Source organism: Paenarthrobacter ureafaciens (assembly GCF_004028095.1).
In the GTDB taxonomy this organism is placed as follows: Bacteria; Actinomycetota; Actinomycetes; order Actinomycetales; family Micrococcaceae; genus Arthrobacter; species Arthrobacter ureafaciens.
In genome coordinates, this window is record NZ_SBHM01000007.1 from 2,512,747 (window position 1) to 2,539,043 (window position 26,297).

Here is a 26,297-nt window from a genome sequence, read left to right on the forward strand (position 1 = left end):
ACCTCCGGGCATTTGAGACAATTGCACCATGCAATCTCTCGGTGACCCCCACCCAACCACGTCCGCATCCGCCCGGGGACCCTTCAAGGGCTTCCGCATAGGCGGCCTGGGAATGACCGTCGTCATCATCGCCTTCCTGGTGGCTGTGCTTTTCGCGGCCAACCAGAATGACGTCGTGGGCTGGGTCGTTGCCGTGGTCTCCGCTGGATGGTTGGCGCTCGCAACATTCGTGGTCTTCAGCATCCAGCGCGCCGCGAAGCGCGCCGGGGCCAAGCTGACGGAGGCCCAGAATGCGTTCGCCGCGGCAACCGGCCGCGCGCCGTCGTCGTCCGTTGCAGACAACGGCGGCACCCGGGTGGTGGCTGAACGCTCGCAGGCCGATGATGTCCGCGACTTGAAGCTGGACCACTCGTTCAAGATTGTCCAGGTGCAGGTCCGGGTAGTGGAAGAGGAGCGCGCCAAGGGTGCTGCCGCGAACCAGGACACCATCAACCGCGCACTCGAATCCATCGCCATTACGTCCACCAATGCACGGGACATGATCAAGTCCTCCGGAGACTCGGACGAACCGGTGGCCGGAACCATCATCGACTAGAGTAGAGCGGGTGAGTACGGCATTGAAGAAGGATTTCCTTCGCATCGCATCGGTCAACGTCAATGGCCTCAGGGCTGCCTACAAAAAGGGCATGGCGGAGTGGCTGGAGCCGCGCGACGTGGACATCCTTTGCTTGCAGGAAGTCCGTGCTCCTGACCAGATCGTCAATTCGTTGATCGGTGAAGGCTGGCACATCCTGCACGCGGAAGCCGAGGCCAAGGGCCGGGCGGGCGTCGCCATCGCTTCCCGCCAGGAGCCCACAGCCACGCGCGTCGGCAACGGCGATGAGTACTTCGACCAATCCGGGCGATGGGTCGAAGCGGACTTCCTCCTGACAAATGCCGCCGGTCAAGCCACCACGCTCACGGCCGTCAGCGCCTACGTGCATTCCGGTGAGGCCGGAACGCCCAAGCAGGATGACAAGTACCGCTTCCTGGACGCAATGACCACCCGCCTGCCCGAGCTGGCAAAGCACAGCGATCACGCGCTGGTTGTCGGTGACCTCAACGTCGGCCACACCGAGCTGGACATCAAGAACTGGAAGGGCAACGTCAAGCGTGCCGGCTTCCTCCCGGAGGAACGGGCCTACTTTGACCGCTTCTTCGGTGAAGAGATCGGATGGAGGGATGTTCACAGGGGCCTGGCAGGAGATGTCGCCGGCCCCTACACGTGGTGGTCCCAGCGCGGAAAAGCCTTTGACACTGACACAGGCTGGCGCATCGACTACCACCTGGCTACCCCGGCCCTCGCTGCAGCCGCTTTCTCGGCAGTAGTGGACCGGGCACCCTCGTGGGACACCCGCTTCTCTGACCACGCACCGCTGGTTGTTGACTACCGGCTCTAAGCTTGACGAAAGTTCCTACCCCATGACTACTGCTGAAACAGACGCTGCCGTCCTCCCGGCCGGCAGCCCCGCAAACCCCGCCCAGCCTGCCACAGGCGCCAAGCACCGCGTCCTTTCCGGCATGCAGCCTTCGGCCGATTCGCTGCACCTCGGCAACTACTTGGGCGCGCTGGTCAACTGGGTCCGGATGCAGGATGAGTACGACGCCGTCTTCTTCATTCCGGACCTCCACGCCATCACGGTCCCGCAGGACCCCGCAGAGCTTGCGCACCGCACCCGCGTCACCGCTGCCCAGTACATCGCCGGGGGAGTGGACGTGGAGAAATGCACCCTCTTTGTCCAGTCGCAGGTTCCCGAACACGCCCAGCTCGCCTGGGTGCTGAACTGCATCACCGGTATGGGCGAGGCCGGCCGGATGACGCAGTTCAAGGACAAGGCACAGAAGCAGGGCTCTGACCACGCGAGCGTCGGCCTGTTCACCTACCCCATCCTCCAGGCTGCCGACATCCTCTTGTACCAACCGCACGGCGTTCCGGTGGGCGAAGACCAGCGGCAGCACGTAGAGCTCAGCCGTGACCTGGCCAACCGCTTCAACAGCCGGTTCGGCCTGACTTTCCAGGTGCCCGAGGCCTTCATCCAGAAAGAATCGGCCAAGATCTACGATCTCCAGAACCCCACCGCCAAGATGTCCAAGTCGGCCGAGTCGCCTGCCGGGCTCATCAACCTCCTGGATGACCCCAAGACCGTGGCCAAGCGGATCAAGTCCGCGGTGACGGACGCCGAGACCGAGATCCGCTATGACCGGGAGAACAAGCCGGGCGTTTCCAACCTCCTGACCATCTACTCAGCCATCAGCGGTACCCCGGTGGAGAAGATCGTGGCGGACTACCAGGGCAAGATGTACGGGCACCTGAAGGTGGACCTCGCGGAACTGGTTTCCGGCCACCTGGCTCCCATTCGCGAACGCGCCAGCGAGCTCCTGGCCGATCCTGCCGAGCTTGACCGCCTGCTGGCCCACGGGGCGGACAAGGCACGCGAGATCGCCTCGGTCACCCTGGCAGATGTCTACTCCAAGGTCGGATTCCTCCCGTACCGCGGCACCGCAAACCTCAGCGAGCAGGGAGTCCGCTAAGTCCATGTGCGCCGCCGGCCAGCTCAACGTCACGACCGACCCCCAGCAGGGCGACGGTCCGGACGATGCCCGCCAGCCGGAAGTCACCGGCACCGATTGCGGTGCCGGTGGCGCCATGTGTGTTGGCGTCATCCTTGGCTTCCCGCCGGAGATCGCCAAGGAGCTCCAGGAATGGCGGGCTTCCTTCGGCGATCCCATGGCCGAGGTGATTCCCGCCCACATCACCCTCATCACCACCACCCCTACTTCCGACTGGGAAGCCACGAGGGACCATGTCCGTGAAGTCGCCCGCACCCAAGCGCCCTTCACCATCACAATCTCCGGAACCGGCTCGTTCCGTCCGGTGTCGCCGGTAGTGTTCGTCAACGTGGAACAGGGTTTTGAGGAGTGCGTGCAGTTGCACGAGAAGCTCCAGAGCGGCCCCCTTGAACGGCGCCTCCCCTTCCCCTACCACCCGCATGTCACGGTGGCTCACGATGTAGCCCAGGAAAATCTTGATGAGGCCGAAACGGTCCTCAGTGATTACCGGGCCACCTTCCCTGTGGTTAGCATGGGACTTTACGAGCACGACACCAACGGAATATGGCAGCTACGGGAAGAGCTCGACTTTGGCGGCGACACTGACGAAGCACAGCAGGCGGAACCCTCGTCCTCAAGCGGACAGTCCGCCGCTTCCAACTGAGCTCGCCAAGCTAAGGCTCGAACTTCTCCACAAGCGTCAGGACTGGGGCAAAAGCAAACGGGCCGGGGACGGCCTGCCCCGGAAGGCCGGCGCATTCTTCGCCCTCGTCCTGGCCCGCCTGAACACCAACCGCGGCATGCGTTCCTTTCAGCACTACACGCGGCAGCATGGGCCGTTGCTCAGTGCAGGCATCGGTTTCAACATGTTCTTCTCCGTCACGGGCCTCCTGACCACCGGCTTCGCGGTTGCCGGCATCGTACTGGGCGGCAATCCCGTGCTTGAGGACGCAGTCATCCGCAGCGTCGCCTCCGCTGCTCCCGGCCTCCTTCAAGTGAACGGCGGGGAGGGCCTGGTGGATCCGCAGACCCTCCTGAATCCCTCCGGCCTCGGCTGGACTGCCCTGATCGCCGCGGTGGTCACCATCTTCACCTCGCTCGGCTGGATCGCCAGCGTCCGGGAAGGGCTGCGCGGGGTCATGGAGGAAGGCCCGTTGCAGCGCAATGCCCTCCTGCAGAAGCTCGTCGATGCCGGAACGCTGTTGCTTCTCGGAGTCATCCTGGTGGTCAGCGCCGGAGCGTCGCTCGTCTTCGGCACTGCGGCGGACTGGTTCTTCGAACTGTTGCGCCTGGATGAGGCGGTGGCCGGTCCCATTGCCGCAGTGGTCAAGATCGTTGTTCCGCTGCTGTTGAACTGCACGACGGCGGCAGTCCTGTTCCGGGTCGCGGGCGGCCTTGAGCTGGGGCGCCGCGCGTTCGTGGAAGGGGTGCTCCTGGCAGGCGCCGGTACTACGGTGCTCCAGCTCTTCAGCACCGAACTCCTTGCGCGTGCCGGAAACAACCCCGTCCTTGCATCGTTCGCCATCATCATCGGCTTGTTGATCTGGTTCAACCTGGTCAGCCAGGTGTATCTCATCTCCGCGTCCTGGTCAGCCGTCCGCGAAGCCGACGCCCAGGCCGGGGAGGAGCCACGCAAGCGGTTCCTCGGTGCCCGGCGCGCAACTCCCCAGACCTGACCGAGCCCGGAGCCCCGCCATGAACAACCAGTTGTGGATTGCTTGCCTGATCGGAGCTGCGGCCGGGCTGGTGATTGGCCAGCTCGTGTTCAATTCCCCGTTCGTGGGCATCCTGGTCGGGGTGGGCTTGGGGGCTTTGGTGGGCGCCTCGCTCGGGTCCAAGCGGGAGTAAGTGCCTACGGTGCCTGCACCAGTCCCTCCCACTTTACGGTCCAGTCCGCAGGGAAACCTGGCGCATGCCGGGCCGGACCGTTGTCCCACCCCGCAGCCATGAGCGCCACTGCCGCCAACAGGCCGCCGTTGCCGGGAAGGTACAAGGGCAAGGAATCGGTCTGGCGGTTGTGTCCGTTGGCCAGGACAGTGTTTTTGCCGGCGGTCATGAGGAGTGCGTCGACGGCGGCCTCGGGGTCTTCGAGCCGCGCTGCCGTCATCGCCATCACCGGGTAGTCCCAACCCCAGGTGCTGGCCCAGTCCCATTCCGCCAGGACGTCGGCGAGGGTGGCTTTCATGATGGCCGGATCGATGAGCCCGGTGCGGGGCAGTACGCCCAGGGCGCAGAGCATCGAGGGATGGTCGGTCCGGATGGTGAAGGGTTCCACGTCAATGGCTGCATAGACGCCGTCGGTCACGTGCGGCGTGACCAAATTGTCAGCCACTTCTTCCCATAGGGGAACCGGGTCAATGCCCAGCCTTTCCCGCCATTGGGCAGCGACTCGCAGCGCCCATTGCCAGTAGGCGAGCTCGAAAGTGGGGTTGCTGACCTCACCGCGCATGAACCCATAGCTTTCCTGCGCCGGAACCAGCGGCGGACCCAGCTCGAAGCCTCGCCCCGTGGGGTGGGCGAAGCTGGCCATGAATGCCGCGGACTCGAACACAATCCCGGCGAATTCCTCCAGAACCTCACGATCCGGAGTGGCGCGGTAGGCGAGTTCGGCCAGGTAGATGGGATGTGGTTGCTGCCAGATCAGGAAGGTGCCGATCGTGCTGGGGCTCTCGCGCCCGTCCGGTCCCACCTGCTTCGGCCAGCGGACACCCTCAAAGCCTTGTTGTTTGGCTGTCTGCCGCGAGGCCTCCAGGATGGACGAATACCATCTCAACGACGGCAGCAGCAGTTCCGTGCGGTTCCAGAGCGCAAAATGCGCAGCATGCCACCAGTGCATCTCCAGATGGAAGCGGCCCCGCCAGGAGTTACAGACCAGCCCGGTTTCCTGCGGCGGCAACGAGCCCGCACAGTTGATGGCGGTCACGTACTGGGAAAGGACAATCCGCCGTTCCAGCTCCTTCGCGCTCGGATCGTTCGTGGCGTTCAGTTCGATTGCCCCGCCGGACGTCCAGAAGCGGGGCCAATGGGCGGCCGCAGCCGCCGCTACCCGACTTCCGGCGCCGTCGGAAGAAGGTACGACGCCGGAGGCCGGGTCGGCGTCGAAGCCTTCAGCGGGTGCTGCGCCGCTGTGATGGTTGTTGCCCCGCGGGGTGCAGTCACCGCCTTCACCCGGGGTGAAAGTGAGGGAAAAATCGAGGACCGTGCTCTGGCTTTGCGGCGCGATACGAAGCGAGTGCAGCCCGGTCTGCTCCACCACCAGTTCTTCTCCGGCGATGGCGACGTCGTAGCGCGAATCGTCCAGTTCCCTGTGCGCTACCCACTGTCCGTCCAACACCGTGCTGTGTGCCCCGGGCTTGGACCAGTCCGCGGCGTCATGCCATGATTCAGACCCGTAAGGAAAGTCGATGCCCACCACCAGGCCTGAGCCCAACGCGGGTGACTCGACGCGGAAGCCGAGCTCGTCGCGGGAGGGGTGGCACGCCGTCGTGACTTTGACCTGCTGGCCTGCCAGCGTGAAGGTGCTGGTCACAGTTCCGGACCACAGGTCCAGCGTTTGCGTGGCCTGCGTGATGTCCTCGGGGGTGATGCCGCGATCCAGCCCGTCACGGACCATCCGGAATCCGATGCGTCCCAGGTCCAGCCGGTGCGGGTTTGCCCGGAGCCATGTCTCCGCGGCGGACGTCCCGGTTTCCCGGTCATTGACGATGTCTCCCACCATGTCGACGTAGGGCACCGGGCCCCGCGGGGAGTCATAGAGCACGGTGGATCCGGCCAAATCGTGGGGTGATGCAGGTGGGACGGAATGCCATCCCCACTGGGCTTGCGTGCCCAGCAGGGTGCCTGCTGGAAGCTCGCCGCGGGCTCCCACGGGGTAGCAGCCGGGCAACGTCTGGAGGCCCGTCAAGTCCATGGTGAACGCGAACTCGCCATTGCCAACGGAAACGGGGCTGCGTGGATCGAGCTCCTGCTGCGTGACGTTGTGGCGGCGTACCAGGTCCTCACGGTCGATGAGATTCCCTGCGCCCGGGCAGGGAACGTCCAGGACCACCGAGTCCTCGGTCTCCCGGAGGGCGAAGAATGCGGCCCGCTCGTGGGGACTCTGGTTGGGCTGGTGGAGCGTCAGGATGAGCCCGCCATCGAGTTTCCGGGCAATCATGCCGTGGCCGCCGTCCCTGCCCCAGATAGGTTCGGGCTCCTGTACCCACGGACCCAGGACGGTGCCTGATGCACTGCGTGCGATTCCCATGGCGTAACCGTGATCCCCGAAACCGGACCACAACATGATCAGCTTGCCATTGGCCATCCGGTGGAGGAAAGGACCGTCGGTCACGTAGACGGGGGCTTCCCGGTCAGCTACTGCGGGCACATCCAGCGCGCGGGACCAAGGGGCCTCGGAGGCGGCGAACAGGACAGTCGGTTCACCCACGGTTGTCCGCAGATCGTGGCTCAACTGATGGGCAACAATGGTGCCGTCATTGACCTGCTTCCATTCATGGCAGAAGACCAACCAGGGCGTTCCTCCCGCGTCGATATGCAGGGTTCCGTCCAGGCATTCCCAGTCCCGGGGAGTCACGGGTCCGTCGCTCCAGGGAGTGTAGGGACCTTCCGGTGACTCGGCGGAAAGGATCTGGGTCCCGCGGCAGTGTCCAGGTGCGGTGAACGTGGCGAACATGAAGTAGCGGCCTTGGTAGCCATGCACTTCAGGGGCCCAGTATTGCTCCTTGCTCCAGAATCCGGGGGAGGGCCGGAACGCGGGGATGGGCCCCTCCCAATCCTCAAGGTCGCTGCTGCGGTAGCAGTCGAACCCTGTGGCAGGACCGGACCAGATGTTCTTGTCCGTGCTGCCGAAGAGCAAATACCCGGCGTCGTCGGGCAGTGTGAGGAGGAACGGGTCACGGATTTGGATGTCTGCCAGCTTGGTCAAGGGAGAGCCTCCGGGGCGTCGGCGAAATAGTTAACAGCGGGAACTATTGACGCACTCTATCGTAGTTGATACGTTTCAGGAACCGTTTTCTGAGCGTAAAGGAAGCTTACCCAATGGTGCGTAAACCTGTACTGAGTGTCCGAAAAACAATGGCCTTTGTCGTGGCCATGGGCCTTGCCGGCCTGGCCACGGGCTGTGCCGGCGGCGGCAGCAACAACCAGCCCGAGGATGGTCCGGTGGAGATCAGGTTCTCCTGGGGGGCAACGCATCAAGGGCCGAGCTGACCAACAAGGCAATCGCGGAGTTCGAGGCCGCCAACCCGAACATCAAAGTAAAACCCGAGTATGGCGACATCAACGGCTACTTCGACAAGCTGGCCACCCAAGTCGCAGCCAATGACGCTCCGGACGTCATTACCATGGGTGGAGCCTACCCCGCCGAGTACGCCAACCGCGGCGCCCTCCTGGACCTGTCGAAAGTCAGCGGGTCGCTTGATCTCTCCAAGCTGGACCAGGGCGCCGTGGAAAACGGTCAGGTGAAGGGTACCCAATACGGTGTGTCCACGGGCGCCAACGCCCTGGCGATCGTGGTCAACCCTGCTGTCTTCCAGGCCGCCGGCGTCGAAATGCCGGACGACAACACCTGGAGCTGGGACGACTTCGCCAAAATCGCCAAGGAAGTTACTGAAAAGAGTCCCAAGGGAACGTACGGCACTGCGACCGTTCTGACCCATGACTCCCTGGACGCCTTCGCACGCCAGCGCGGTCAGTCCCTGTATACGCAGGACGGTCAGCTGGGCCTGGAAAAGGACACAGTGCAGGCCTACTTCGACTACTCACTGAAGCTCAGCGAATCGGGCGCTGCCCCCAGCGCCTCCGAGACAGTGGAAAAACTGAACGTCAGCACCGAGCAGACCCTTATGGGCATGGGCAAGGCCGGCATGATGCTGACTTGGAGCAATTCGCTCTCTGCCCTCAGCAAGGCCTCCGGTGCCGAACTGAAGCTGCTCAAACTCCCGGGCGAAACCCCCACGCCGGGCATCTGGCTCCAGTCCTCGCAGTTCTACACCATCTCCGCCCGCAGCAAGCACACCGACGCCGCAGCCAAGCTGGTGAACTTCCTGGTCAACAACGAGGCCGCGGGCAAGATCATCCAGAGCGACCGGGGCGTCCCCGGCAACTCGGCCATTCGCAGCGCGATCCAGGAGCAGCTCACGCCGCAGGGCAAGGTCGAGGCGGCCTACATCGACCAGATCGGCAAGATGGAATTCGCACCCACCTACATCGGCCCTACAGGCTCCACCGCCGTTTCCGAGATCACGGCCCGCATCAATACCGAGGTCCTGTTCAAGCGGCTGAGCCCGGAGAAGGGCGCAGAACAGTGGCTGGCCGAAAGCAAGGCGGCCATCGGCAAGTAGCACCCAACTAAGTCGCAGCAGAGCGCGTTCTGGACGTCCGGAACGCGCTCTGCTGCGACCCAGTTGGGGGGGGCCTAGGACGCTGGGTCCTCTTCGCGCAGCTCCACGTAGGGATCCGCCCACGCGCCGATGATCCGTGCCACCCGGGCAGCCTGGCCCTTGCCGGTGAGCAGGTGCTCACTGCCTTCAAGGGAAACGAAGCTCCGCGGATGCCGGGCCGTGCGGAAAATCTCGCTGGCGTTGTCGATCCCCACGGTGTTGTCCGTAGGGGAGTGCATCACCATGAGGGGCCTGTGCAAGGTGCGGATGCAATCGCGCAGGTCGGCCCGTTCCACATCCTCCACGAAGTGCCTGCGGATCTCCATCGGACGACCTCCGAGGTCCACCACTGCGCTGCCGTCGCGGCGGATGGCCTCGATCTCGGCGTCGAACATGTGCTCAACGTGCCTGGGCTCGTAAGGTGCGCCGACCGTCACCACCGCATTTGCCTCGGGAACGTCGCGGGCGACGGCAAGAACGGCCGCACCACCAAAGGAGTGCCCCACCAGCAGGGAGATTCCCCGGCCCTGCTCGCGCATGAACTTAGCGGCCAGGATGGTGTCCGCCACCTTCACGCTGAAGGAACCGGCCGACCACTCTCCGGCGGAGCCGCCCAACCCGAGGTTGTCGAAACGCAGCATCCCGATTCCCTGCTCCGCGAGGCCCTTGCAGATCCGGGAGGCGGCGGGGCTGTCCTTGCCCAGCGTCAGCCCGTGGGAGTAGACGCCCCACCCGCGGACGGGACCTTCCGGAACATCGATGATGCCCGCCAAAGCGTCCCCGGTGCTGCCCGTAAAGGTGATTTTCTCTGGGCGCGACATGCGGCCTCCTTGGTGATTGGATCCGGCACGCTGTGGCCGGTTGATGATTAACGACGACGGCGCCGCTCACCTGGAGGTGGGCGGCGCCGTTCTTCGCTGTGTTCCTTGGGGAACCGTGGATCAGATCTTGCGGGACAGGATGGCCTGCTTGACCTCGGCGATGGCCTTGGTCACCTGGATGCCGCGGGGGCATGCCTCGGAGCAGTTGAAGGTGGTGCGGCAGCGCCACACGCCTTCCTTGTCGTTGAGGATCTCCAAGCGCATGTCGCCGGCGTCATCACGGGAATCGAAGATGAAGCGGTGTGCGTTGACGATTGCTGCCGGACCAAAGTACTGGCCGTCGGTCCAGAAGACCGGGCAGGAGGAGGTGCAGGCGGCGCAGAGGATGCACTTGGTGGTGTCGTCGAAGCGCTCACGGTCTTCAACGGTCTGCAGGCGTTCCTTGGTGGGTTCGTGGCCCTTGTTGATGAGGAACGGCATGACTTCGCGGTAGGACTGGAAGAAGGGTTCCATGTCCACGATCAGGTCCTTCTCCACGGGAAGGCCCTTGATCGGTTCCACGATGATGGGCTTGGACGTGTCCAGGTCCTTCAGCAGGGTCTTGCAGGCCAGGCGGTTACGGCCGTTGATGCGCATGGCATCGGATCCGCAAACACCGTGGGCGCAGGAGCGGCGGAAGGAAAGGCTTCCGTCAATGTCCCACTTGACCTTGTGCAGGGCATCCAGGACGCGGTCCGTGCCGTACATGGTCAGCTTGTACTCGTCCCAGCGGGCTTCGTCCGAAATCTCGGGGTCGAAGCGGCGCACCTTCAAGGTGATGTGGAACGTGGGGATCTCACCCTCGCCGGCAACGCTTGCGGGCAGCTCGATCTTGGAAGCGGGTTCCGCCATTTCGGTGGTCATTAGTACTTACGCTCCATTGGCTCGTAACGGGTGAAGACAACGGGCTTGGTCTCAAGACGGATGCCCGCAACGGACTCGGCAGACGAGTCGGCGGTGACGGTGTTGTCCAGGTAAGCCATGGAGTGCTTCATGAACTTCTCGTCGTCGCGGTCCGGGAAGTCCTCGCGGTAGTGGCCGCCACGGGATTCCTCACGGTGCAGGGCACCGACAGTCATGACCTTGGCCATGTCGAGCAGGAAGCCAAGTTCAACGGCTTCCAGGAGGTCCAGGTTGAAGCGCTTGCCCTTGTCCTGAACGGTGACGTTCTTGTACCGCTCCTCGAAGGAAGCGATGTCGCGGAGGACCTGCTCCAGGGATTCCTTGGTACGGAACACCTGCATGTTGGCATCCATGGTGTCCTGCAGTTCCTTGCGGATCTGGGCCACACGCTCGGTGCCGGTACCGCTGAGCAGGCTGTCCAGGATTCCGCGGGTCATTGCTTCCGGGTTCTCCGGGAGTTCAACAAAGTCCGCGGTCTTGGAGTACTCCGCGGCCGCAATGCCTGCACGCTTGCCGAACACGTTGATGTCCAGGAGCGAGTTGGTGCCAAGGCGGTTGGAGCCGTGGACCGAAACGCAGGCCACTTCACCGGCGGCGTACAGGCCGGGAACAGTGGTGTCGTTGTCCTGCAGGACCTCGGTGGTGATGTTCGTGGGGATGCCGCCCATGGCGTAGTGGGCCGTGGGGAACACCGGCACGGGATCCGTGAACGGTTCAACACCAAGGTAGGTGCGGGCGAACTCGGTAATGTCCGGCAGCTTCGCTTCGATGTGCGCGGGCTCAAGGTGCGTCAGGTCAAGGAGGACGTAGTCCTTGTTCGGGCCGCAGCCGCGGCCTTCACGGACTTCGTTGGCCATGGCGCGGGCCACGATGTCGCGGGGCGCAAGGTCCTTGATGGTGGGGGCGTAACGCTCCATGAAGCGCTCACCCTCGGAGTTACGCAGGATGGCACCCTCACCGCGGGCACCTTCGGTGAGGAGGATGCCCAAGCCGGCGAGGCCGGTCGGGTGGAACTGGAAGAACTCCATGTCTTCCAGGGGGATACCGCGGCGGAATGCGATGCCCATGCCGTCACCGGTCAGGGTGTGTGCGTTGGACGTGGTCTTGAAGACCTTGCCCGCGCCGCCGGAGGCGAACACCACGGACTTGGCCTGGAAGACGTGCAGCTCACCGGAAGCGAGATCGTAGGAGACGACGCCGGCAACGCGCTTCTGCTTGTAGGGCGTGCCGTCTTCGCGAACGGCATCTTCCTCAACCAGCAGCAGGTCAAGGACGTAGTACTCGTTGTAGAACTCAACGTTGTGCTTGACGCAGTTTTGGTACAGCGTCTGCAGGATCATGTGGCCCGTACGGTCTGCTGCGTAGCAGGCGCGGCGGACAGGAGCCTTGCCGTGGTCGCGGGTGTGGCCACCGAAGCGGCGCTGGTCGATCCGGCCTTCGGGCGTGCGGTTGAAGGGCAGGCCCATCTTTTCCAGGTCCAGCACGGCGTCGATGGCTTCCTTGGCCATGACCTCGGCTGCGTCCTGGTCAACCAGGTAGTCGCCACCCTTGATGGTGTCGAAGGTGTGCCACTCCCAGTTGTCTTCCTCGACGTTGGCCAGTGCTGCACACATGCCACCCTGGGCTGCACCTGTGTGCGAGCGGGTGGGGTAGAGCTTGGTCAGTACCGCGGTGCGTGCACGCTGACCGGATTCGATCGCGGCGCGCATGCCGGCGCCACCTGCACCGACAATAACGACGTCGTACTTATGGACCTGCATACCAGATGCTCTCTCTTTCAAAAATTCAGATGGTCGGCGGAGTCTGTTCCGCTGGTCGGGTGGCCGGTTGGAACCGGCCCGCCGGAACCGCTACGGTGCCGGGCAGAATCCACCCGGCAGCTGGACACCGTCGACTACGGGGCACGGGTCGAAGGTGAAGATCACCAGGGTGCCGAGGATGACGATGACGAACGTGGCGGCATACAGGACACCCTTGAGCCAGAAGCGCGTGGAGTCCTTTTCCGCGTAGTCGTTGATGATGGTGCGGACGCCGTTGGTGCCGTGGAGCATCGCGAGCCAGAGCATGGCGAGATCCCAGAACTGCCAGAACGGATCGGCCCACTTGCCGGCCACGAAGCCGAAGTCGATGGCATGGATGCCTTCGCCCACCAGCAGGTTCACGAAGAGGTGACCGAAGATGAGGACCACCAGCACGACGCCGGACAGGCGCATGAAGAGCCATGCGATCATCTCGAAGTTGCCGCGGCTGGAGCCGGAGCGGTTGTACTTGGGGGCGATCTTGCCCGAACGCGGGGCCTGGATAGTAGTCATGGCTTAGTGGCCTCCCAGCGCGAGGGAAAGGTGGCGGATAGCGAAACCTGCGAACGTAACCAGCCACAGTGCAAGTACGACCCACAGCATTTGGCGCTGGTACTTTGCGCCCTTCTTCCAGAAGTCGATGGCGATCACGCGCAGGCCGTTGAAGGCGTGGAAGATGATCGCAGCGACCAGGCCCGTTTCACCCAGGGCCATGAGGGGGTTCTTGTAAGCGCCAATGACGGCGGTGTAGGCCTCCGGGGACACACGCACCAATGAGGTGTCCAGCACGTGGACCAACAAGAAGAAAAAGATCACTACACCGGTAATACGGTGTCCAACCCAGGACCACATGCCTTCACGGCCGCGGTACAAGGTGCCAGCTGGTTTTGTCGGCACTGAATAAACCTTCCTGCAACACAGCGGCGCTGGCATGGGATCCACGCGGGGGGAACGCCTGCTGCGAGAGCACTCGTAGCTCACGCCTAAATCTAGGCTTCGCTCACAGCTTATTCAATTCAGGACCGGCTGCATTGCTTGGCCGTCCGGCGTTTCCTGCCTGTATTTCCGCCGATTTTTGGACAACATGAGACGAAAGCCACATCTGCGTCGTGCCCGGGTGCAAGGCACCGTGTCGGATAAAGTGTTGAGGTGAGTACAGAAGACGCGACAATTCCGGAATCGCCATTGGACCGCTTTCATGCGGTAATTCCAGCCGGCGGTGTGGGGACCCGGCTGTGGCCGCTTTCGCGGGCCGCCGCGCCCAAATTCCTCCATGACCTGACCGGATCCGGCAGCACGTTGCTGAGGTCCACGTACGACCGCCTGGAGCCGTTGGCCGGTGAGCGGGTCCTCGTGGTGACCGGCGAAGCCCACCGTACAGCCGTGTGCCGCCAACTCCCCGAGGTAGGGGATGACGAGCTCGTGCTGGAAAGCGAGCCCAAGGATTCCGGTGCCGCGATCGGCCTTGCCGCCGCCATCCTGCACCGCCGCGATCCGGAGACCATCATGGGCTCCTTTGCCGCAGACCAGGTGATCAGCCCGGACGACCTCTTCCAGGACACCGTGCGCGAAGCGATCTTCACGGCCGCAACGGGCAAGATCGTGACCATCGGCATCAAGCCGACCCACCCTTCCACCGGCTTCGGGTATATCCGCTCCGGAAAAGCCCTGAAGGTGGACGGCGCTCCGAACGCATTGGCCGTAGCCGAGTTCGTGGAGAAGCCCAGCGAAGACGTCGCCCGCAAATACGTGGAAGCAGGGGACTACGTCTGGAACGCGGGCATGTTCGTTGCACCAGTAGCCCTCATGCTCAAGCACCTCGAAGCCAACCAGCCCGAACTCTTCGCAGGCGTCCAGGAGATCGCGGAGGCTTGGGATACACCGCGCCGGGCGGAAGTCACGTCCCGTGTGTGGCCAACCCTGCCCAAGATCGCCATCGACTACGCCGTTGCTGAGCCGGCAGCGGCAGCCGGGGATGTCGCCGTCGTGCCCGGTACCTTCCGGTGGGACGACGTCGGCGACTTCGCCGCGATTGGCCGCCTCAACAACGCGGGCGACGTCGACGAAGTGACCGTCCTGGGTGAAGGCGCACGCGTTTTCGCGGAGAACGCAAGCGGTGTGGTGGTTACCGACACCAAGCGGGTGATCGCCCTCATCGGCATCAAGGACGTGGTCATCGTGGACACGCCGGACGCGCTGTTGGTGACCACCAAGGAGCACGCCCAGCGGGTCAAGGGCGCAGTGGATGCGCTCAAGGCCAGCGGAGATACCGACGTCCTCTAGGTCCGATTCCTGGGGTTTGAACCCCGTAGCGGAAGCCACCCTTGGTTGCCTGCGACTGAACGCAGCGTAACCAAGAGGTGGCTTTCGGTCTTCGGGGGCCGTGGATGGCTAGAGTTGTTTCGTGCGCAATTACACGACTGAAACCGAGCCAACACCCGTCGTGAGTCCTTGGGTGGATGAGCTCCTGCCCGGACTCATCGAATTCAGGCGTGACCTCCACGCGCACCCGGAACTGTCCTTCAAGGAATTCCGCACCACGGACAAGCTCGTCGAGCGGCTGGAGGCCGCAGGCCTGAAACCCCGCCGGCTCGAGGGCACGGGGTTGACCGTGGACGTGGGGGAGGGGCCCATCGCAACGGCCCTGCGCGGCGACATCGACGCCCTGCCGATCATCGAGGAGACGGGGCTTCCGTTCGCCTCCAAGAACCATGGCGTGACGCATGCCTGCGGGCACGATGTCCACACCACCACCATGCTGGGCATCGCGTTGGTCCTGCAGCGCATGCACAAGAACACCCCGCTGGGCGGATCGGTGCGCATCATCTTCCAGCCTGCCGAGGAAACCATGCCGGGCGGGGCGTTGTCCTGTATTGAGCAAGGCGTCCTGGAGGGCGTGCCGAGGATCCTCGCGCTGCACTGTGATCCGCGCATCAACGTGGGGCAGATCGGTACCCGCATCGGTGCCATTACCTCGGCGTCGGACACCATCAAGATCGAGTTGACGGGCCGCGGCGGCCACACTTCGCGCCCGCACCTGACCGAAGACCTGGTCTTCGCCCTGGCCCAAATTGCGGTCAACGTCCCCGCGGTCCTGTCGCGCCGCGTCGACGTCCGCAGCGGCGTGTCCGTGGTGTGGGGCCAAATCTCGGCAGGCTCCGCCCCGAACGCCATTCCCGGTACCGGCTACATGGCCGGGACCATGCGGTGCCTGGACCGCGATGCCTGGCACGACGCCGGCGAGCTGCTGGACGAAGTGGTCAAGCAGGTTGCCGCCCCTTACGGAGTTGACGTCCATTTGGAGCACACCCGCGGCGTCCCGCCCGTAGTGAACTCCGAACACGAGACGGCGCTGATCGAGGCCGCTGCACGTGCAGAGCTTGGCGAGAGCGCCGTGGTCCTGACCCCGCAATCCATGGGTGGCGAGGATTTCGCCTGGTTCCTGGCGGACCTGCCGGGCGCCATGATGCGCCTCGGCACGCATACTCCGGGCGGCGAAGTGTATGACCTTCACCGTGGCGATTTCATCGTCGACGAACGGGCATTGGGCTACGCGATCCGCGTCCTGAGCGCGGCCGCCTTGCGGACCATCCGCGACCAGCAGCAATAGACCCAACTGGGTAGCAGTAGTGCGCGTTTTGAACGCTGAAAACGCGCACTAACGCGACCCAGTTGGGTGAAGTGGGGGAGATTGAGTTGTGCACAACTTAATTGTGGACTATCGTTTTCAGCATGAGTGATGCACCCCGGCTCCGTCATCAGGTTTGCTTTGCGCTGTACTCGGCGTCCAAGGCTGCGACGGCGGTCTACCGCCCTGTGTTGGATGAAATGGGGCTGACCTATCCGCAATACCTCGTGATGCTGGTGCTGTGGGAAAACGATCCCCGCAGCGTGCGCGAACTTGGCGCCGAGCTCGGGCTGGATTCGGGCACGCTGTCGCCGCTGCTGAAGCGGCTCGAAGCCCTGGGGCTCGTCGAACGGCGCAGATCGTCCGAGGACGAGCGCCGGGTGGACGTGGTGCTGACCGACGCCGGCACCAAGCTCAGCGAACGGGCCGGGGATGTGCCACGAAGGCTGGCGGACGCGGCGGGGCTCACGCCTGCAGAAATCGGGCAGCTGCACGCCACCCTGGGCAAGCTCACCGCCGCATTGCAGAAATCGCTCTGAATTTTCCTCGCAAGAAAAGATTTGCCACAACCAGAAAGGCAGACACCCATGAAGACCCTCTACACAGCCGAGGCGCTGGCCTCGGGAGAAGGCCGCGACGGCAATGCCCGCACCAAGGACGGCAAGCTTGATGTCACCCTCGCCAGCCCCGTCGAACTGGGCGGAAACGGACAGGGAACCAACCCTGAACAACTATTCGCTGCAGGCTACGCCGCTTGCTTCCACTCGGCCCTGCGCTTGGTAGGACGCAAGGAACGCGCCGACCTCACTGATTCGGCGGTGGCGGCCAGGATCCACATCGGCCCCCTCGCCGAGGGAGACGGGTTCGGGCTCGCCGCTGAACTCGAGATCGCACTTCCTGCGCTGGACCGGGCCACGGCGGAAGAACTCATGGCCAAGGCCCACCAGGTCTGCCCGTACTCGAATGCCACGCGCGGCAACATGGCGGTCGACCTCAAGCTCGTGGAGTTCGCCGCATGAGCACTTCCACAAGCGCTCCTGTGCAGACCCGGGAAATCCACCTTGCCTCCCGTCCGGAGGGCCGGCCCGCTCCGGAGAACTTCCGGATGGTCCATTCAGACCTGCCCGAACTCAAGGACGGGCAGATTTTGGTGGAGAACCGGATCATGTCGGTGGATCCGTACATGCGCGGCAGGATGAATGACCGGAAATCCTACTCGGCCCCCTTCCGCCTTGATGCAGCGCTCGACGGCGGTGCGGTCGGTGAGGTGATCGCGTCCAGGTCGGGCGCGCACAAGGTGGGTGACGTCGTCGTGCATCAACTGGGTTGGCGCGAGCATGCGGTGGTGGACGGCTCGGCCGCCAGCACGGTGCCTGCCGGCCTGGCGCCTGACTCGGCGTTCCTTGGTGCTTTGGGCATGACGGGCCTCACCGCCTATGCGGGGTTGCTCAAGGTGGCCGAATTCAAGGAAGGCGACGTCGTTTTTGTCTCCGGTGCTGCCGGGGCCGTTGGCTCCATGGTGGGGCAGATCGCCAAGGCGATGGGCGCCGGCAAGGTGATCGGCAGCGCGGGATCGCCGGAGAAGGTGGCGCGGCTGCTGGAATTGGGCTTCGACGCGGCTTTCAACTACAACGACGCTCCCGTGGTGGATCAGTTGCGCGACGCGGCGGGGGAGCGCGGTATCGATGTGTACTTCGACAACGTGGGCGGCGACCATCTGGAAGCGGCCCTGGAAATGTTGAACGTCGGTGGCCGGGTTGCCATGTGCGGGGCCATTGCCCAGTACAACTCAACCGAGCCGCCTGCCGCACCGCGGAACCTGGCCGTTGCCATCGGCAAGCAGCTGACGCTCCGGGGTTTCCTTGTTGGGGGACAGCGCGCACACGCGGCGGAGTTCCGGGAAAAGATGGCGGCATGGCTGGCGGACGGCACTGTCCGCTACGACGAGACAATCGTGGACGGCCTGGAAAATGCGGCCGGGGCATTCATCGATCTGCTCGAGGGTGCGAACACCGGGAAGATGCTCGTCCGCCTGTGACTTGCGGGGCGCCCTACTGCTTGGTAACAAAAAGTCAACGATCTGTGCCGCAGGCTGCTTTTGTGCTACCTCCATGTGTTTTTCGCCACTAGTCTGGTTGCATCAGTGCGCTTCGGCGCAGTGCTGCGAAGCATCAGTGAAAACAGAATTTCTGCCCCGGGGTTTTGGAAACGGACACTCATTGACCACCAGTCGTAGCGCCAAACACTTTCTTCCTGGAGGAACATTGAAGAAACCACTGCGTGCCACCCTGAAGCGCGGTTCGATGGCCGGAGTCGCCACCATGGGCGCGGCAGCGCTCCTGCTCAGTGGCTGTGGACAGGCACCCGATGCCGGTTCCAGCACCAACGCCGCAAGCGACTACACGGGCTGCATTGTCTCCGACTCCGGTGGCTTCGATGACCAGTCCTTCAACCAGTCCTCCTTCGAGGGCCTCAAGAAGGCAGAGAAGGATCTGGGGATCACCACGAAGTCGGCCGAGTCCAAGGCCAACAGCGACTTCGAGACCAACCTCAACGGCATGATCTCGGCCGGCTGCAACCTGACCGTCACGGTCGGCTTCCTCCTGGGCGACGCCACCAAGGCTGCTGCGGAGAAGAACACGGACAAGCACTTCGCGATCATCGACTTCGCTTACGAAACGCCGATCGCCAACGTCAAGCCCGTTGTCTACGACACCGCGCAGGCTGCATACCTGGCCGGCTACGCGGCCGCTGCCACGACCAAGACCGGCAAGGTGGGCACCTTCGGCGGCATCAAGCTCCCCACGGTCACCATCTTCATGGACGGTTTCTATGACGGCGTCCAGGCCTACAACAAGGCCAAGGGCAAGTCCGTACAGGTGGTGGGCTGGGACAAGGCTACCCAGGACGGCTCCTTCACGGGTGACTTCGAGAAGCAGGACACCGGCAAGCAGATCACCATCAACCTCCTGGACCAGGGCGCGGACATCGTGATGCCCGTTGCAGGTCCGGTTGGCAAGGGTGCAGGCGCTGCCCTGAAGGAAGCAAAGGCTGCCGGCAAGGACGTCAAGCTCATTTGGGTCGACTCCGACGGCTACCTCACCGCTCCGGAGTACAAGGACCTCATGCTGACCTCCGTGGTCAAGCAGATGGGTGAAGCCGTGGAGTCCGTGGTGAAGGATGACAAGGACGGCAAGTTCAGCAACGAAGCCTACGTTGGCACGCTGGAGAACGACGGCGTCGCCCTCGCACCGTTCCACGACCTTGACTCCGTAGTTTCGGCCGAAACCAAGTCCGAACTCGACGCCCTCAAGGCAGACATCATTTCGGGCAAGCTGGTTGTTGAATCGGCGGCCAGCCCGAAGAAGTAACAACCCTCGAACAAGCCGCCAGTACCGGGCCCCGGTACTGGCGGCACGTTTTTGCCCTGACTACGCTGCTGCCTACAGGTAGTGAGCAATACAGCCGTCCCTCGGACTCACAGAACGGTGGGAGTTGTGAAACTCGAATTGAAGGGGATCTCGAAGGCATTCGGGAGCTTCTACGCCAACCAAGACATCGACCTTGTGGTCGAATCCGGACAGATCCATTGCCTCCTCGGCGAGAATGGTGCCGGAAAATCAACCCTCATGAACGTGTTGTATGGGCTCTATGAGCCTACGGCCGGACAAATCCTCGTTGACGACCAACCGGTAGCTTTCCGGGGACCGGGGGACGCCATGGCTGCAGGGATCGGCATGGTGCACCAGCACTTCATGCTCGTCCCGGTGTTCACCGTCGCGGAGAACGTTGCGCTCGGCGCGGAGCCAACGTCCGTAGGCGGCGTCCTCAGCATGGACGAAACCCGCCGGAAGATCCGCGATATCTCCGAAAAGTACGGCTTCGACGTCGATCCCGATGCTTTGGTGGAAGACCTCCCGGTTGGGGTCCAGCAGCGCGTGGAAATCATCAAGGCGCTGGTCCGGGAGGCGAAGGTGCTGATCCTGGATGAGCCCACCGCCGTGCTCACGCCGCAGGAAACCGATGAGCTCCTGGACATCATGAGGCAGCTTAAGGCCGGCGGAACATCGATCGTGTTCATCTCGCACAAGCTGCGTGAGGTCAAGGCTGTCTCGGACGTCATCACCGTGGTCCGCCGTGGAAAAGTAGTCGGCGATGCCCCGCCGACTGCTTCTGCGGCAGAGCTTGCGTCCATGATGGTTGGCCGGCCTGTCAGCCTGAGTCTGCATAAAGCCGTGGCCCAACCGAAGGAGACCACTTTCAAGGTGGAGAACCTGACGGTGCGGGCGCCAAACGGCACCAACATCGTGGACGGAATCAGCTTCGACATCGCCCAAGGCGAGATCCTTGCGATCGCAGGTGTCCAGGGCAATGGCCAGACCGAGCTGACCGAAGCGATCCTTGGTGTCCAGGAACACGTGACCGGATCGGTCACCCTCGACGGAAAGCAGTTGCTGGGACTGCCGGTGAAAGACGTCCTGCGTTCCGGCGTCGGCTTCGTTCCGGAGGACCGCACCGTAGATGGCCTGGTGGGTCCGTTCTCCGTGGCCGAGAATCTGGTGCTGGACCTTTACGACCAAGCTCCCTTTGCCCGCGGCGTCAGCATGAACCCGGGCAAAGTGGCCGAGAACGCCAAGGCCAAGATCGAGGAGTTCGATATCCGCACCCCGTCCGCGGGCGCTGCGGCAGGGACGTTGTCGGGCGGCAACCAACAAAAGGTTGTCATGGCCCGTGAGTTGTCCCGCCCCCTGCGGCTCTTCATTGCAAGCCAACCCACCCGCGGCGTGGACGTCGGTTCCATCGAATTCCTGCATAAGCGAATCGTCGCGGAGAGGGATGTGGGAACGCCGGTGATGATCGTCTCCACGGAACTCGACGAAGTCATGGAGCTCGCAGACCGCATTGCGGTGATTTACAAAGGCAAGCTCGTGGGCATCGTTCCCTCGGGTACATCCCGCGACACCCTCGGCCTGATGATGGCCGGCGTCAGCCCGGAAGGGGGCTCCGATGACACCCAGTGAACCGACCGGCAACCCTGGCGATCAGAAGAAGAATGAACCGGCCGCGGAAGCGGCACGGCAGGAATCCACCACCGATGTCCAGGCCGCCGACGTCGCGCTGGACACTGCGGGCGGCACCCTGGAACCGTCCATTGTTCCGGTGTCCTCCCAGAGCGGAGACGTCGGACGCCAGCAAGGCAGCCTGTTCCGCCGGATCGTCATGGGGAATGGATTCGTTTCCGTCCTGGCCGTCCTTGTTGCCTTAATCCTCGGCGGCCTGTTGATCGCCAGCACCGACGACAGAGTCGCCAGGACCGCAGGGTACTTCTTTGCCCGCCCCACCGACTTCCTTTCGGCGCTCTGGGGCGCCATGACCAAGAGCTACGTTGCCCTCTTCCAAGGAGCGGTTTTCAACCCCCGGCAGGGCCTCATGCCCTTGCTGGAGACCATGACCGTAGCCACCCCGCTGATCTGCGCCGGCCTGGGCGTGGCCCTGGCTTTCCGGGCAGGTTTGTTCAATATCGGTGCCCAGGGCCAGATCATCATCAGCGCCACCCTGGCCGCCTATGTCGGCTTCGCCTGGGACCTTCCCTTCGGCTTGCACCTGCTGGTGGTCATCATTATGGGGGTCCTGGGTGGAGCGGTCTGGGGAGGCGTTGTGGGCCTCCTCAAGGCCAGGACGGGCGCCCACGAGGTCATTGTGACCATCATGTTGAACTACGTGGCCCTGTTCCTGCTCGACTTCCTCCTGAACACCGCGGCGTTCCGGCGTCCGGGGGACAACAGCCCCATTTCGCCCCGGCTGGATGAATCGGCTACCTACCCCGTGCTCATACCCGGCTCGCGGCTGCACCTGGGCTTCCTGGTGGCCGTTGCGCTGACGGCAGGTGTCTGGTGGATGCTCAACCGTTCCACCATTGGCTTCGAATTCCGTGCTGTCGGCGCAAATCCCGCTGCTGCCCGCACGGCCGGGGTCAAGGTTCCGCGGGCCACCATCCTCGTCATGGCGTTCGCCGGAGCCCTCGCAGCCTTCGGCGGCGTGGCGCAGGTAGCCGGTACCGAGAAGGTCCTGACCGGCGGGGTCGCGGCACAGATTGGCTTCGACTCCATCACCGTGGCCCTGCTGGGGCGCAGTACACCGTGGGGCACGTTCTTTGCCGGCCTCCTGTTCGGCGCATTCCGCGCGGGAGCCGTGCAGATGCAGATCCAGACGGGAACACCCATCGACATAGTTTTGGTGGTGCAGTCGCTGATCGTCCTGTTCATCGCAGCCCCGCCGCTCATCAAGTCCATCTTCCGGTTGGACAGCACCAAGAAGAAGAAAAAGGTAGCCCGGAAGGCCGCCCTCGCCAACGCCACCGGAGGTGCCAAATGAGCGCAACAGCAACCGCCCCCCGGGCCGGAGCTCCGTCCCTTCCGGGCTTCCGCCCCTCGTTGAAAGTCCCTGTTTCCCTCAGCGTCCTGGCCCTTGTTGCACTGGTCTTCTTCGGATTGCTGGGGTCCGGGCAAACGGCCGAGATGAAGGTCAGCGATCCCGGCGACGCGGTCCAGATCCCTGCGCTGATGATTCCCGGCCAGGCCGGCGGCATTGTGCTGGCCGTTTTGCTCCTGGCCATGGCCGCCTACTCGATCTACCTCTGGACGCGCGGAGAACGTTCACCGAAGTGGTTGCCCATTGCTTTCGCCGTGGTCTTCGTCTTTGCCGTGCTCGTGTGGATTGTGGCCGGCGCCCGGCAACCGTCCATCTCGTTGGCCGGCCTGGTGGCAGGCTCGGTGACGCTGGCGGTTCCCCTCGTCTTCGGGTCCCTGTCCGGTGTGCTCTGTGAGCGGGTAGGCGTGGTCAACATCGCCATTGAGGGCCAGCTGCTGGGCGGGGCTTTCACCGCTGCCCTCGTGGCCACCGTGACCGGCAGCCCCTACATCGGGCTGCTCGCCGCTGCTGCCGCGGGCGCCGCCGTCTCCATGGTGCTGGCGGTCTTCAGCATCAAGTACCTCGTGAACCAGATCATTGTGGGCGTGGTCCTGAACGTGCTGGTATCAGGCCTCACCGGCTTCCTGTTCGGCACGGTCATGGCACCGAACAAAGAGCAGTTCAACACCCCGGGCCGCCTGGACATCCTGCCGATCCCGCTGCTCTCCGATATCCCCATCATCGGGCCGGTTCTTTTTGAGCAGTCCGTGGCCGGCTACCTGATGTACATCGCAGTGGCTGTTGTGTGGTTCGGGTTGTTCAAGACGCGGTGGGGTCTCCGGGTCCGGGCCGTTGGTGAGCACCCGCAGGCCGCCGACACCCTGGGCATCAATGTAAACGCCACCCGCTTCTGGAACGTCACCCTGGGCGGGGCCATCGCAGGCATCGGCGGAGCGGTGTTTACGTTGGTGACCATCGACTCCTTCACCAAGGACATCTCCGGAGGCCGCGGCTTCATTGCCCTGGCTGCTCTCATTTTCGGCCGCTGGAACCCGATCGGCGCTTTCCTGGCATCCTTGCTGTTCGGTTTCGCCTACAACCTGCAGTCGATTCTGGGCATTATTGGTACTCCGGTGCCCAGCCAGTTCATGGCCATGCTGCCGTACCTGGTGACCATCTTCGCCGTCGCCGGTTTGGTGGGCAGGTCCAGGCCGCCCGCGGCCAGCGGCATACCGTACGTGAAGGGGTGACGTGATGAGCCACATCGATTGGCAAGCGCTGGAAGCCGCGGCGAAAGACGCCATGGACCGGGCCTACGCGCCCTACTCCAAGTTCCCGGTGGGGGCCGCAGCCCTCACTGACGACGGCCGGATCATCAGCGGCTGCAATGTGGAGAACGCCAGCTACGGGCTCACCCTCTGCGCCGAGTGCACGTTGATTGGCCAGTTGCACATGGGCGGCGGCGGACGGCTGGTGGCGTTTTACTGCGTGGACGGCGACGGCGGCATCCTGATGCCGTGCGGACGCTGCCGGCAGCTGCTCTACGAATTCCGGGCGCCCGGCATGCAACTCATGACCAGCCAAGGCGTCAAAACCATGGACCAGGTGCTGCCTGACGCCTTCGGTCCGGAACATCTGGAGGAAACCCCGTGACCAGCACTGAAGCCTTCGACGCCGTCCAGATCATCACCATCAAGCGGGACAAAGGCACCCTGACGCCGGAGCAGATCGACTGGACCATTGACGCCTACACCCGCGGGGTCATTGCCGAAGAGCAGATGGCGGCACTGAACATGGCCATCCTGCTCAACGGCATGGACAGGGCCGAGATCTCCCGCTGGACGGCCGCGATGATCGCCTCCGGGGAGCGGATGGACTTTTCGTCGCTGACAACGCCCGACGGCGGCAGGAAACCTACCAGCGACAAGCACTCCACCGGTGGGGTAGGGGACAAGATCACTCTTCCCCTGGCTCCGTTGGTGGCCGTTTTCGGAGTGGCAGTGCCGCAGCTGTCCGGCCGCGGATTGGGTCACACCGGAGGCACGCTGGACAAACTGGAAGCCATTCCCGGGTGGCGCGCGAACCTCAGCAACGCGGAAATCATGGCCCAACTCCAGGATGTCGGAGCAGTGATCTGCGCGGCAGGCTCCGGGTTGGCCCCGGCTGACAAGAAGCTGTACGCCCTCCGCGATGTTACGGGCACCGTCGAAGCCATCCCGCTGATTGCGTCGTCGATCATGAGCAAGAAGATCGCCGAGGGCACGGGGTCGCTGGTGCTGGACGTGAAGGTGGGTTCGGGTGCGTTCATGAAGGACGAGGCCCGGGCCCGGGAACTCGCGGAAACCATGGTGGCGTTGGGCAAGGACGCCGGGGTGCACACTGTTGCGCTGATGACCGATATGTCCACGCCGCTGGGGCTGACCGCGGGCAACGCCATTGAGGTGGAGGAGTCCGTGGAGGTCCTGGCAGGCGGCGGCCCGGAAGACGTCGTCGACCTGACGGTACGGCTCGCTGAAGAAATGTTGGCCGGTGCCGGCATCCACGACGCCGATCCTGCCGCGGCCCTGAAGGACGGCCGGGCCATGGATGTGTGGAACCGGATGATCGAGGCCCAGGGCGGAGATCCGCGCGCTGCCTTGCCCGTGGCCAAGGAATCGGAAGTGGTGTACGCCCCGGCGGACGGCGTCCTTGTGGAGCTGGATGCCCTCTCGGTGGGCGTGGCTGCCTGGCGCCTGGGCGCGGGCAGGGCCAGGAAGGAAGACACCGTCCAGGCAGCGGCGGGCGTCCGCCTCCACGCGAAGCCGGGCGCCCTGGTCCGTGCAGGGGAGCCCCTCATGACACTGCTGACGGACACTCCGGAGAAGTTCGATCGTGCCAAGGAAGCCCTGGCTAACGCGGTGGTGATCGCGCCGGAGGGATCCCGTCCCGCTCACCGGCTCATCATCGACAGGATCGCCTAGGCTTAATTACCGTGCAGGCCATCAATGATTTCATCCTCGCCGCGGCCGAACAGCCGTGGGTGTTGTTCCTGGTGCTGGCCTGTTGCCTGATCGATGGTTTCTTCCCGCCGATTCCCAGCGAATCGGTGGTGGTTGGCTTGAGTGCTGTCTCCGGCAGCAGCGGCTCACCGAACGTCTGGCTGCTGGGGGTGGTGGCGGCCATCGGGGCATTCTCCGGGGACAACATCGCCTACATCATCGGCGCCCGCATCGGGATCCGGCGGTGGCGCTGGATGCGCACCCAGCGCATGCAGGGCGCCTTCCGCTGGGCCGGGAAAGAACTTCGACGGCGGTCGGCCTCGCTGATCATGGTGGCCCGGTTCATTCCGATCGGCAGGGTGGCAGTGAACCTCACGGCCGGTGCCACGCACTTCCATCACGGCCGGTTTGTTGCCCTCACTTCTTTGTCGGCCGTCTTGTGGGCCAGCTATTCGGTGGTCCTCGGGTATTTCTTCGGTGTTTGGTTCGAAGACAACCATCTGCTCGGAGCTGTGATCGCGATCGTGGTGGCCGTCATCCTGGGCATCATCATTGACCGCATCATCAGCAAAGTGCGCGGGGCCGCTCCCTTGGACGGGAAGAACCTTCTTGAGGACCAGAAACCAACGGAAGAAGGCACCGGGGCTCCACCTACGGTATGAGCCTGCAGGTAGCCCAAGATCACCCCGTCGGGTGACGCCGGAACCTCCGCCGCGCAGCTAGCGTTAAACGTGTGATCCCGAGGCTGG

General features: G+C 63.8%; 24 protein-coding genes and 2 pseudogenes. 19 read left to right on the forward strand and 7 right to left on the reverse strand.

Annotated features, from left to right (window positions below; all coding sequences use genetic code 11):
- Positions 1–28: 28 nt before the first annotated feature.
- The 6 genes from AUR_RS15955 to AUR_RS20345 are packed head-to-tail and all read left to right on the forward strand — an operon-like array spanning position 29 to position 4,437.
- Entirely contained in the window at positions 29–595 is a 567-nt protein-coding gene (locus AUR_RS15955) for a hypothetical protein (RefSeq protein WP_062095662.1), read from the forward strand.
- Positions 596–605: 10 nt separating this feature from the next.
- Positions 606–1,439: an exodeoxyribonuclease III gene (locus AUR_RS15960; protein ID WP_062095664.1), complete on the forward strand. Its 834-nt coding sequence runs from the start codon at positions 606–608 to the stop codon at positions 1,437–1,439.
- A gap of 22 nt (positions 1,440–1,461) precedes the next feature.
- On the forward strand, positions 1,462–2,571 hold the full coding sequence (trpS, locus tag AUR_RS15965) for a tryptophan--tRNA ligase (protein ID WP_062095666.1): 1,110 nt from the start codon (positions 1,462–1,464) through the stop codon (positions 2,569–2,571).
- Between the two features lie 4 nt (positions 2,572–2,575).
- Positions 2,576–3,253, forward strand: a complete 678-nt coding sequence (locus tag AUR_RS15970) for a 2'-5' RNA ligase family protein (RefSeq protein ID WP_062095668.1) — start codon at positions 2,576–2,578, stop codon at positions 3,251–3,253.
- A complete protein-coding gene (locus tag AUR_RS15975) occupies positions 3,180–4,265 on the forward strand; it encodes a YihY/virulence factor BrkB family protein (protein ID WP_031217093.1) in 1,086 nt (361 codons plus the stop codon). Before AUR_RS15970 ends, AUR_RS15975 begins: the two co-directional genes overlap by 74 nt.
- Before the next feature lie 19 nt (positions 4,266–4,284).
- A complete protein-coding gene (locus AUR_RS20345) occupies positions 4,285–4,437 on the forward strand; it encodes a glycine zipper domain-containing protein (protein WP_164888695.1) in 153 nt (50 codons plus the stop codon).
- A gap of 4 nt (positions 4,438–4,441) precedes the next feature.
- Here the strand turns inward: AUR_RS20345 and AUR_RS15980 are convergent, their stop codons facing one another.
- Both AUR_RS15980 and AUR_RS20855 read right to left on the reverse strand, forming a co-directional pair.
- Positions 4,442–6,598, reverse strand: coding sequence for a hypothetical protein (locus AUR_RS15980; protein WP_206616281.1), 2,157 nt, complete (start codon positions 6,596–6,598; stop codon positions 4,442–4,444).
- Positions 6,599–6,700: 102 nt separating this feature from the next.
- A pseudogene (locus tag AUR_RS20855) lies at positions 6,701–7,513 on the reverse strand (glycoside hydrolase family 43 protein); the annotation flags it as partial.
- Between the two features lie 113 nt (positions 7,514–7,626).
- Here AUR_RS20855 and AUR_RS15985 point away from each other — a divergent pair.
- Positions 7,627–8,930: pseudogene (locus tag AUR_RS15985) on the forward strand (ABC transporter substrate-binding protein).
- Positions 8,931–9,004: 74 nt separating this feature from the next.
- Here the strand turns inward: AUR_RS15985 and AUR_RS15990 are convergent.
- From AUR_RS15990 to sdhC, 5 genes are all read right to left on the reverse strand, one after another.
- A complete protein-coding gene (locus AUR_RS15990; protein WP_021471548.1) occupies positions 9,005–9,790 on the reverse strand; it encodes an alpha/beta hydrolase family protein in 786 nt (261 codons plus the stop codon).
- Positions 9,791–9,910: 120 nt separating this feature from the next.
- A complete protein-coding gene (locus AUR_RS15995) occupies positions 9,911–10,693 on the reverse strand; it encodes a succinate dehydrogenase iron-sulfur subunit (protein ID WP_021471547.1) in 783 nt (260 codons plus the stop codon).
- Positions 10,693–12,492 (reverse strand): succinate dehydrogenase flavoprotein subunit, encoded by a 1,800-nt coding sequence (gene sdhA, locus AUR_RS16000; protein WP_021471546.1) that lies wholly within the window; start codon positions 12,490–12,492, stop codon positions 10,693–10,695. The genes AUR_RS15995 and sdhA overlap by 1 nt, the downstream gene beginning before the upstream one ends.
- A 90-nt stretch (positions 12,493–12,582) precedes the next feature.
- Complete coding sequence (locus tag AUR_RS16005) at positions 12,583–13,044, reverse strand: succinate dehydrogenase hydrophobic membrane anchor subunit (protein ID WP_021471545.1); 462 nt, start codon at positions 13,042–13,044, stop codon at positions 12,583–12,585.
- Positions 13,045–13,047: 3 nt separating this feature from the next.
- Entirely contained in the window at positions 13,048–13,428 is a 381-nt protein-coding gene (gene sdhC, locus AUR_RS16010; protein WP_018777254.1) for a succinate dehydrogenase, cytochrome b556 subunit, read from the reverse strand.
- Between the two features lie 252 nt (positions 13,429–13,680).
- On the opposite strand from sdhC, the gene AUR_RS16015 reads away from it, so the two are divergent.
- The 12 genes from AUR_RS16015 (at position 13,681) to AUR_RS16070 (ending at position 26,210) form a co-directional block, all read left to right on the forward strand.
- Positions 13,681–14,814, forward strand: coding sequence for a mannose-1-phosphate guanylyltransferase (locus AUR_RS16015; protein ID WP_062095670.1), 1,134 nt, complete (start codon positions 13,681–13,683; stop codon positions 14,812–14,814).
- Between the two features lie 121 nt (positions 14,815–14,935).
- Positions 14,936–16,141 (forward strand): amidohydrolase, encoded by a 1,206-nt coding sequence (locus AUR_RS16020; protein WP_031216244.1) that lies wholly within the window; start codon positions 14,936–14,938, stop codon positions 16,139–16,141.
- A gap of 122 nt (positions 16,142–16,263) precedes the next feature.
- Positions 16,264–16,698 (forward strand): MarR family winged helix-turn-helix transcriptional regulator, encoded by a 435-nt coding sequence (locus AUR_RS16025; RefSeq protein ID WP_031216243.1) that lies wholly within the window; start codon positions 16,264–16,266, stop codon positions 16,696–16,698.
- Between the two features lie 48 nt (positions 16,699–16,746).
- On the forward strand, positions 16,747–17,178 hold the full coding sequence (locus tag AUR_RS16030) for an organic hydroperoxide resistance protein (RefSeq protein WP_021471540.1): 432 nt from the start codon (positions 16,747–16,749) through the stop codon (positions 17,176–17,178).
- Positions 17,175–18,197, forward strand: a complete 1,023-nt coding sequence (locus AUR_RS16035) for an NADP-dependent oxidoreductase (protein WP_062095672.1) — start codon at positions 17,175–17,177, stop codon at positions 18,195–18,197. The genes AUR_RS16030 and AUR_RS16035 overlap by 4 nt, the downstream gene beginning before the upstream one ends.
- A 226-nt stretch (positions 18,198–18,423) precedes the next feature.
- Positions 18,424–19,530 (forward strand): BMP family lipoprotein, encoded by a 1,107-nt coding sequence (locus AUR_RS16040; protein WP_021471538.1) that lies wholly within the window; start codon positions 18,424–18,426, stop codon positions 19,528–19,530.
- A 126-nt stretch (positions 19,531–19,656) separates the two neighbouring features.
- Positions 19,657–21,180: an ABC transporter ATP-binding protein gene (locus AUR_RS16045; protein WP_021471537.1), complete on the forward strand. Its 1,524-nt coding sequence runs from the start codon at positions 19,657–19,659 to the stop codon at positions 21,178–21,180.
- A complete protein-coding gene (locus AUR_RS16050; protein WP_021471536.1) occupies positions 21,167–22,534 on the forward strand; it encodes an ABC transporter permease in 1,368 nt (455 codons plus the stop codon). The genes AUR_RS16045 and AUR_RS16050 overlap by 14 nt, the downstream gene beginning before the upstream one ends.
- The gene (locus AUR_RS16055) at positions 22,531–23,820 is read left to right on the forward strand and encodes an ABC transporter permease (protein WP_021471535.1); all 1,290 of its coding nucleotides are present in this window, start codon (positions 22,531–22,533) and stop codon (positions 23,818–23,820) included. Before AUR_RS16050 ends, AUR_RS16055 begins: the two co-directional genes overlap by 4 nt.
- Before the next feature lie 4 nt (positions 23,821–23,824).
- Positions 23,825–24,223 (forward strand): cytidine deaminase, encoded by a 399-nt coding sequence (locus AUR_RS16060; protein WP_062095674.1) that lies wholly within the window; start codon positions 23,825–23,827, stop codon positions 24,221–24,223.
- Positions 24,220–25,530, forward strand: a complete 1,311-nt coding sequence (locus tag AUR_RS16065; RefSeq protein ID WP_021471533.1) for a thymidine phosphorylase — start codon at positions 24,220–24,222, stop codon at positions 25,528–25,530. The genes AUR_RS16060 and AUR_RS16065 overlap by 4 nt, the downstream gene beginning before the upstream one ends.
- An 11-nt stretch (positions 25,531–25,541) precedes the next feature.
- The gene (locus AUR_RS16070) at positions 25,542–26,210 is read left to right on the forward strand and encodes a DedA family protein (protein WP_062095675.1); all 669 of its coding nucleotides are present in this window, start codon (positions 25,542–25,544) and stop codon (positions 26,208–26,210) included.
- Positions 26,211–26,297 lie beyond the last annotated feature (87 nt).

Coding starts and splice junctions, on each gene's coding strand:
- AUR_RS16060 (WP_062095674.1), top strand. CDS start 23,825: ATGAGCCACATCGATTGGCAAGCGCTGGAAGCCGCGGCGAAAGACGCC.
- AUR_RS15970 (WP_062095668.1), top strand. CDS start 2,576: ATGTGCGCCGCCGGCCAGCTCAACGTCACGACCGACCCCCAGCAGGGC.
- AUR_RS15955 (WP_062095662.1), top strand. CDS start 29: ATGCAATCTCTCGGTGACCCCCACCCAACCACGTCCGCATCCGCCCGG.
- AUR_RS16005 (WP_021471545.1), bottom strand. CDS start 13,044: ATGACTACTATCCAGGCCCCGCGTTCGGGCAAGATCGCCCCCAAGTAC.
- sdhA (WP_021471546.1), bottom strand. CDS start 12,492: ATGCAGGTCCATAAGTACGACGTCGTTATTGTCGGTGCAGGTGGCGCC.
- AUR_RS15990 (WP_021471548.1), bottom strand. CDS start 9,790: ATGTCGCGCCCAGAGAAAATCACCTTTACGGGCAGCACCGGGGACGCT.
- AUR_RS16035 (WP_062095672.1), top strand. CDS start 17,175: ATGAGCACTTCCACAAGCGCTCCTGTGCAGACCCGGGAAATCCACCTT.
- AUR_RS15995 (WP_021471547.1), bottom strand. CDS start 10,693: ATGACCACCGAAATGGCGGAACCCGCTTCCAAGATCGAGCTGCCCGCA.
- AUR_RS16030 (WP_021471540.1), top strand. CDS start 16,747: ATGAAGACCCTCTACACAGCCGAGGCGCTGGCCTCGGGAGAAGGCCGC.
- AUR_RS20345 (WP_164888695.1), top strand. CDS start 4,285: ATGAACAACCAGTTGTGGATTGCTTGCCTGATCGGAGCTGCGGCCGGG.
- AUR_RS16050 (WP_021471536.1), top strand. CDS start 21,167: ATGACACCCAGTGAACCGACCGGCAACCCTGGCGATCAGAAGAAGAAT.
- trpS (WP_062095666.1), top strand. CDS start 1,462: ATGACTACTGCTGAAACAGACGCTGCCGTCCTCCCGGCCGGCAGCCCC.
- AUR_RS16055 (WP_021471535.1), top strand. CDS start 22,531: ATGAGCGCAACAGCAACCGCCCCCCGGGCCGGAGCTCCGTCCCTTCCG.
- AUR_RS16025 (WP_031216243.1), top strand. CDS start 16,264: ATGAGTGATGCACCCCGGCTCCGTCATCAGGTTTGCTTTGCGCTGTAC.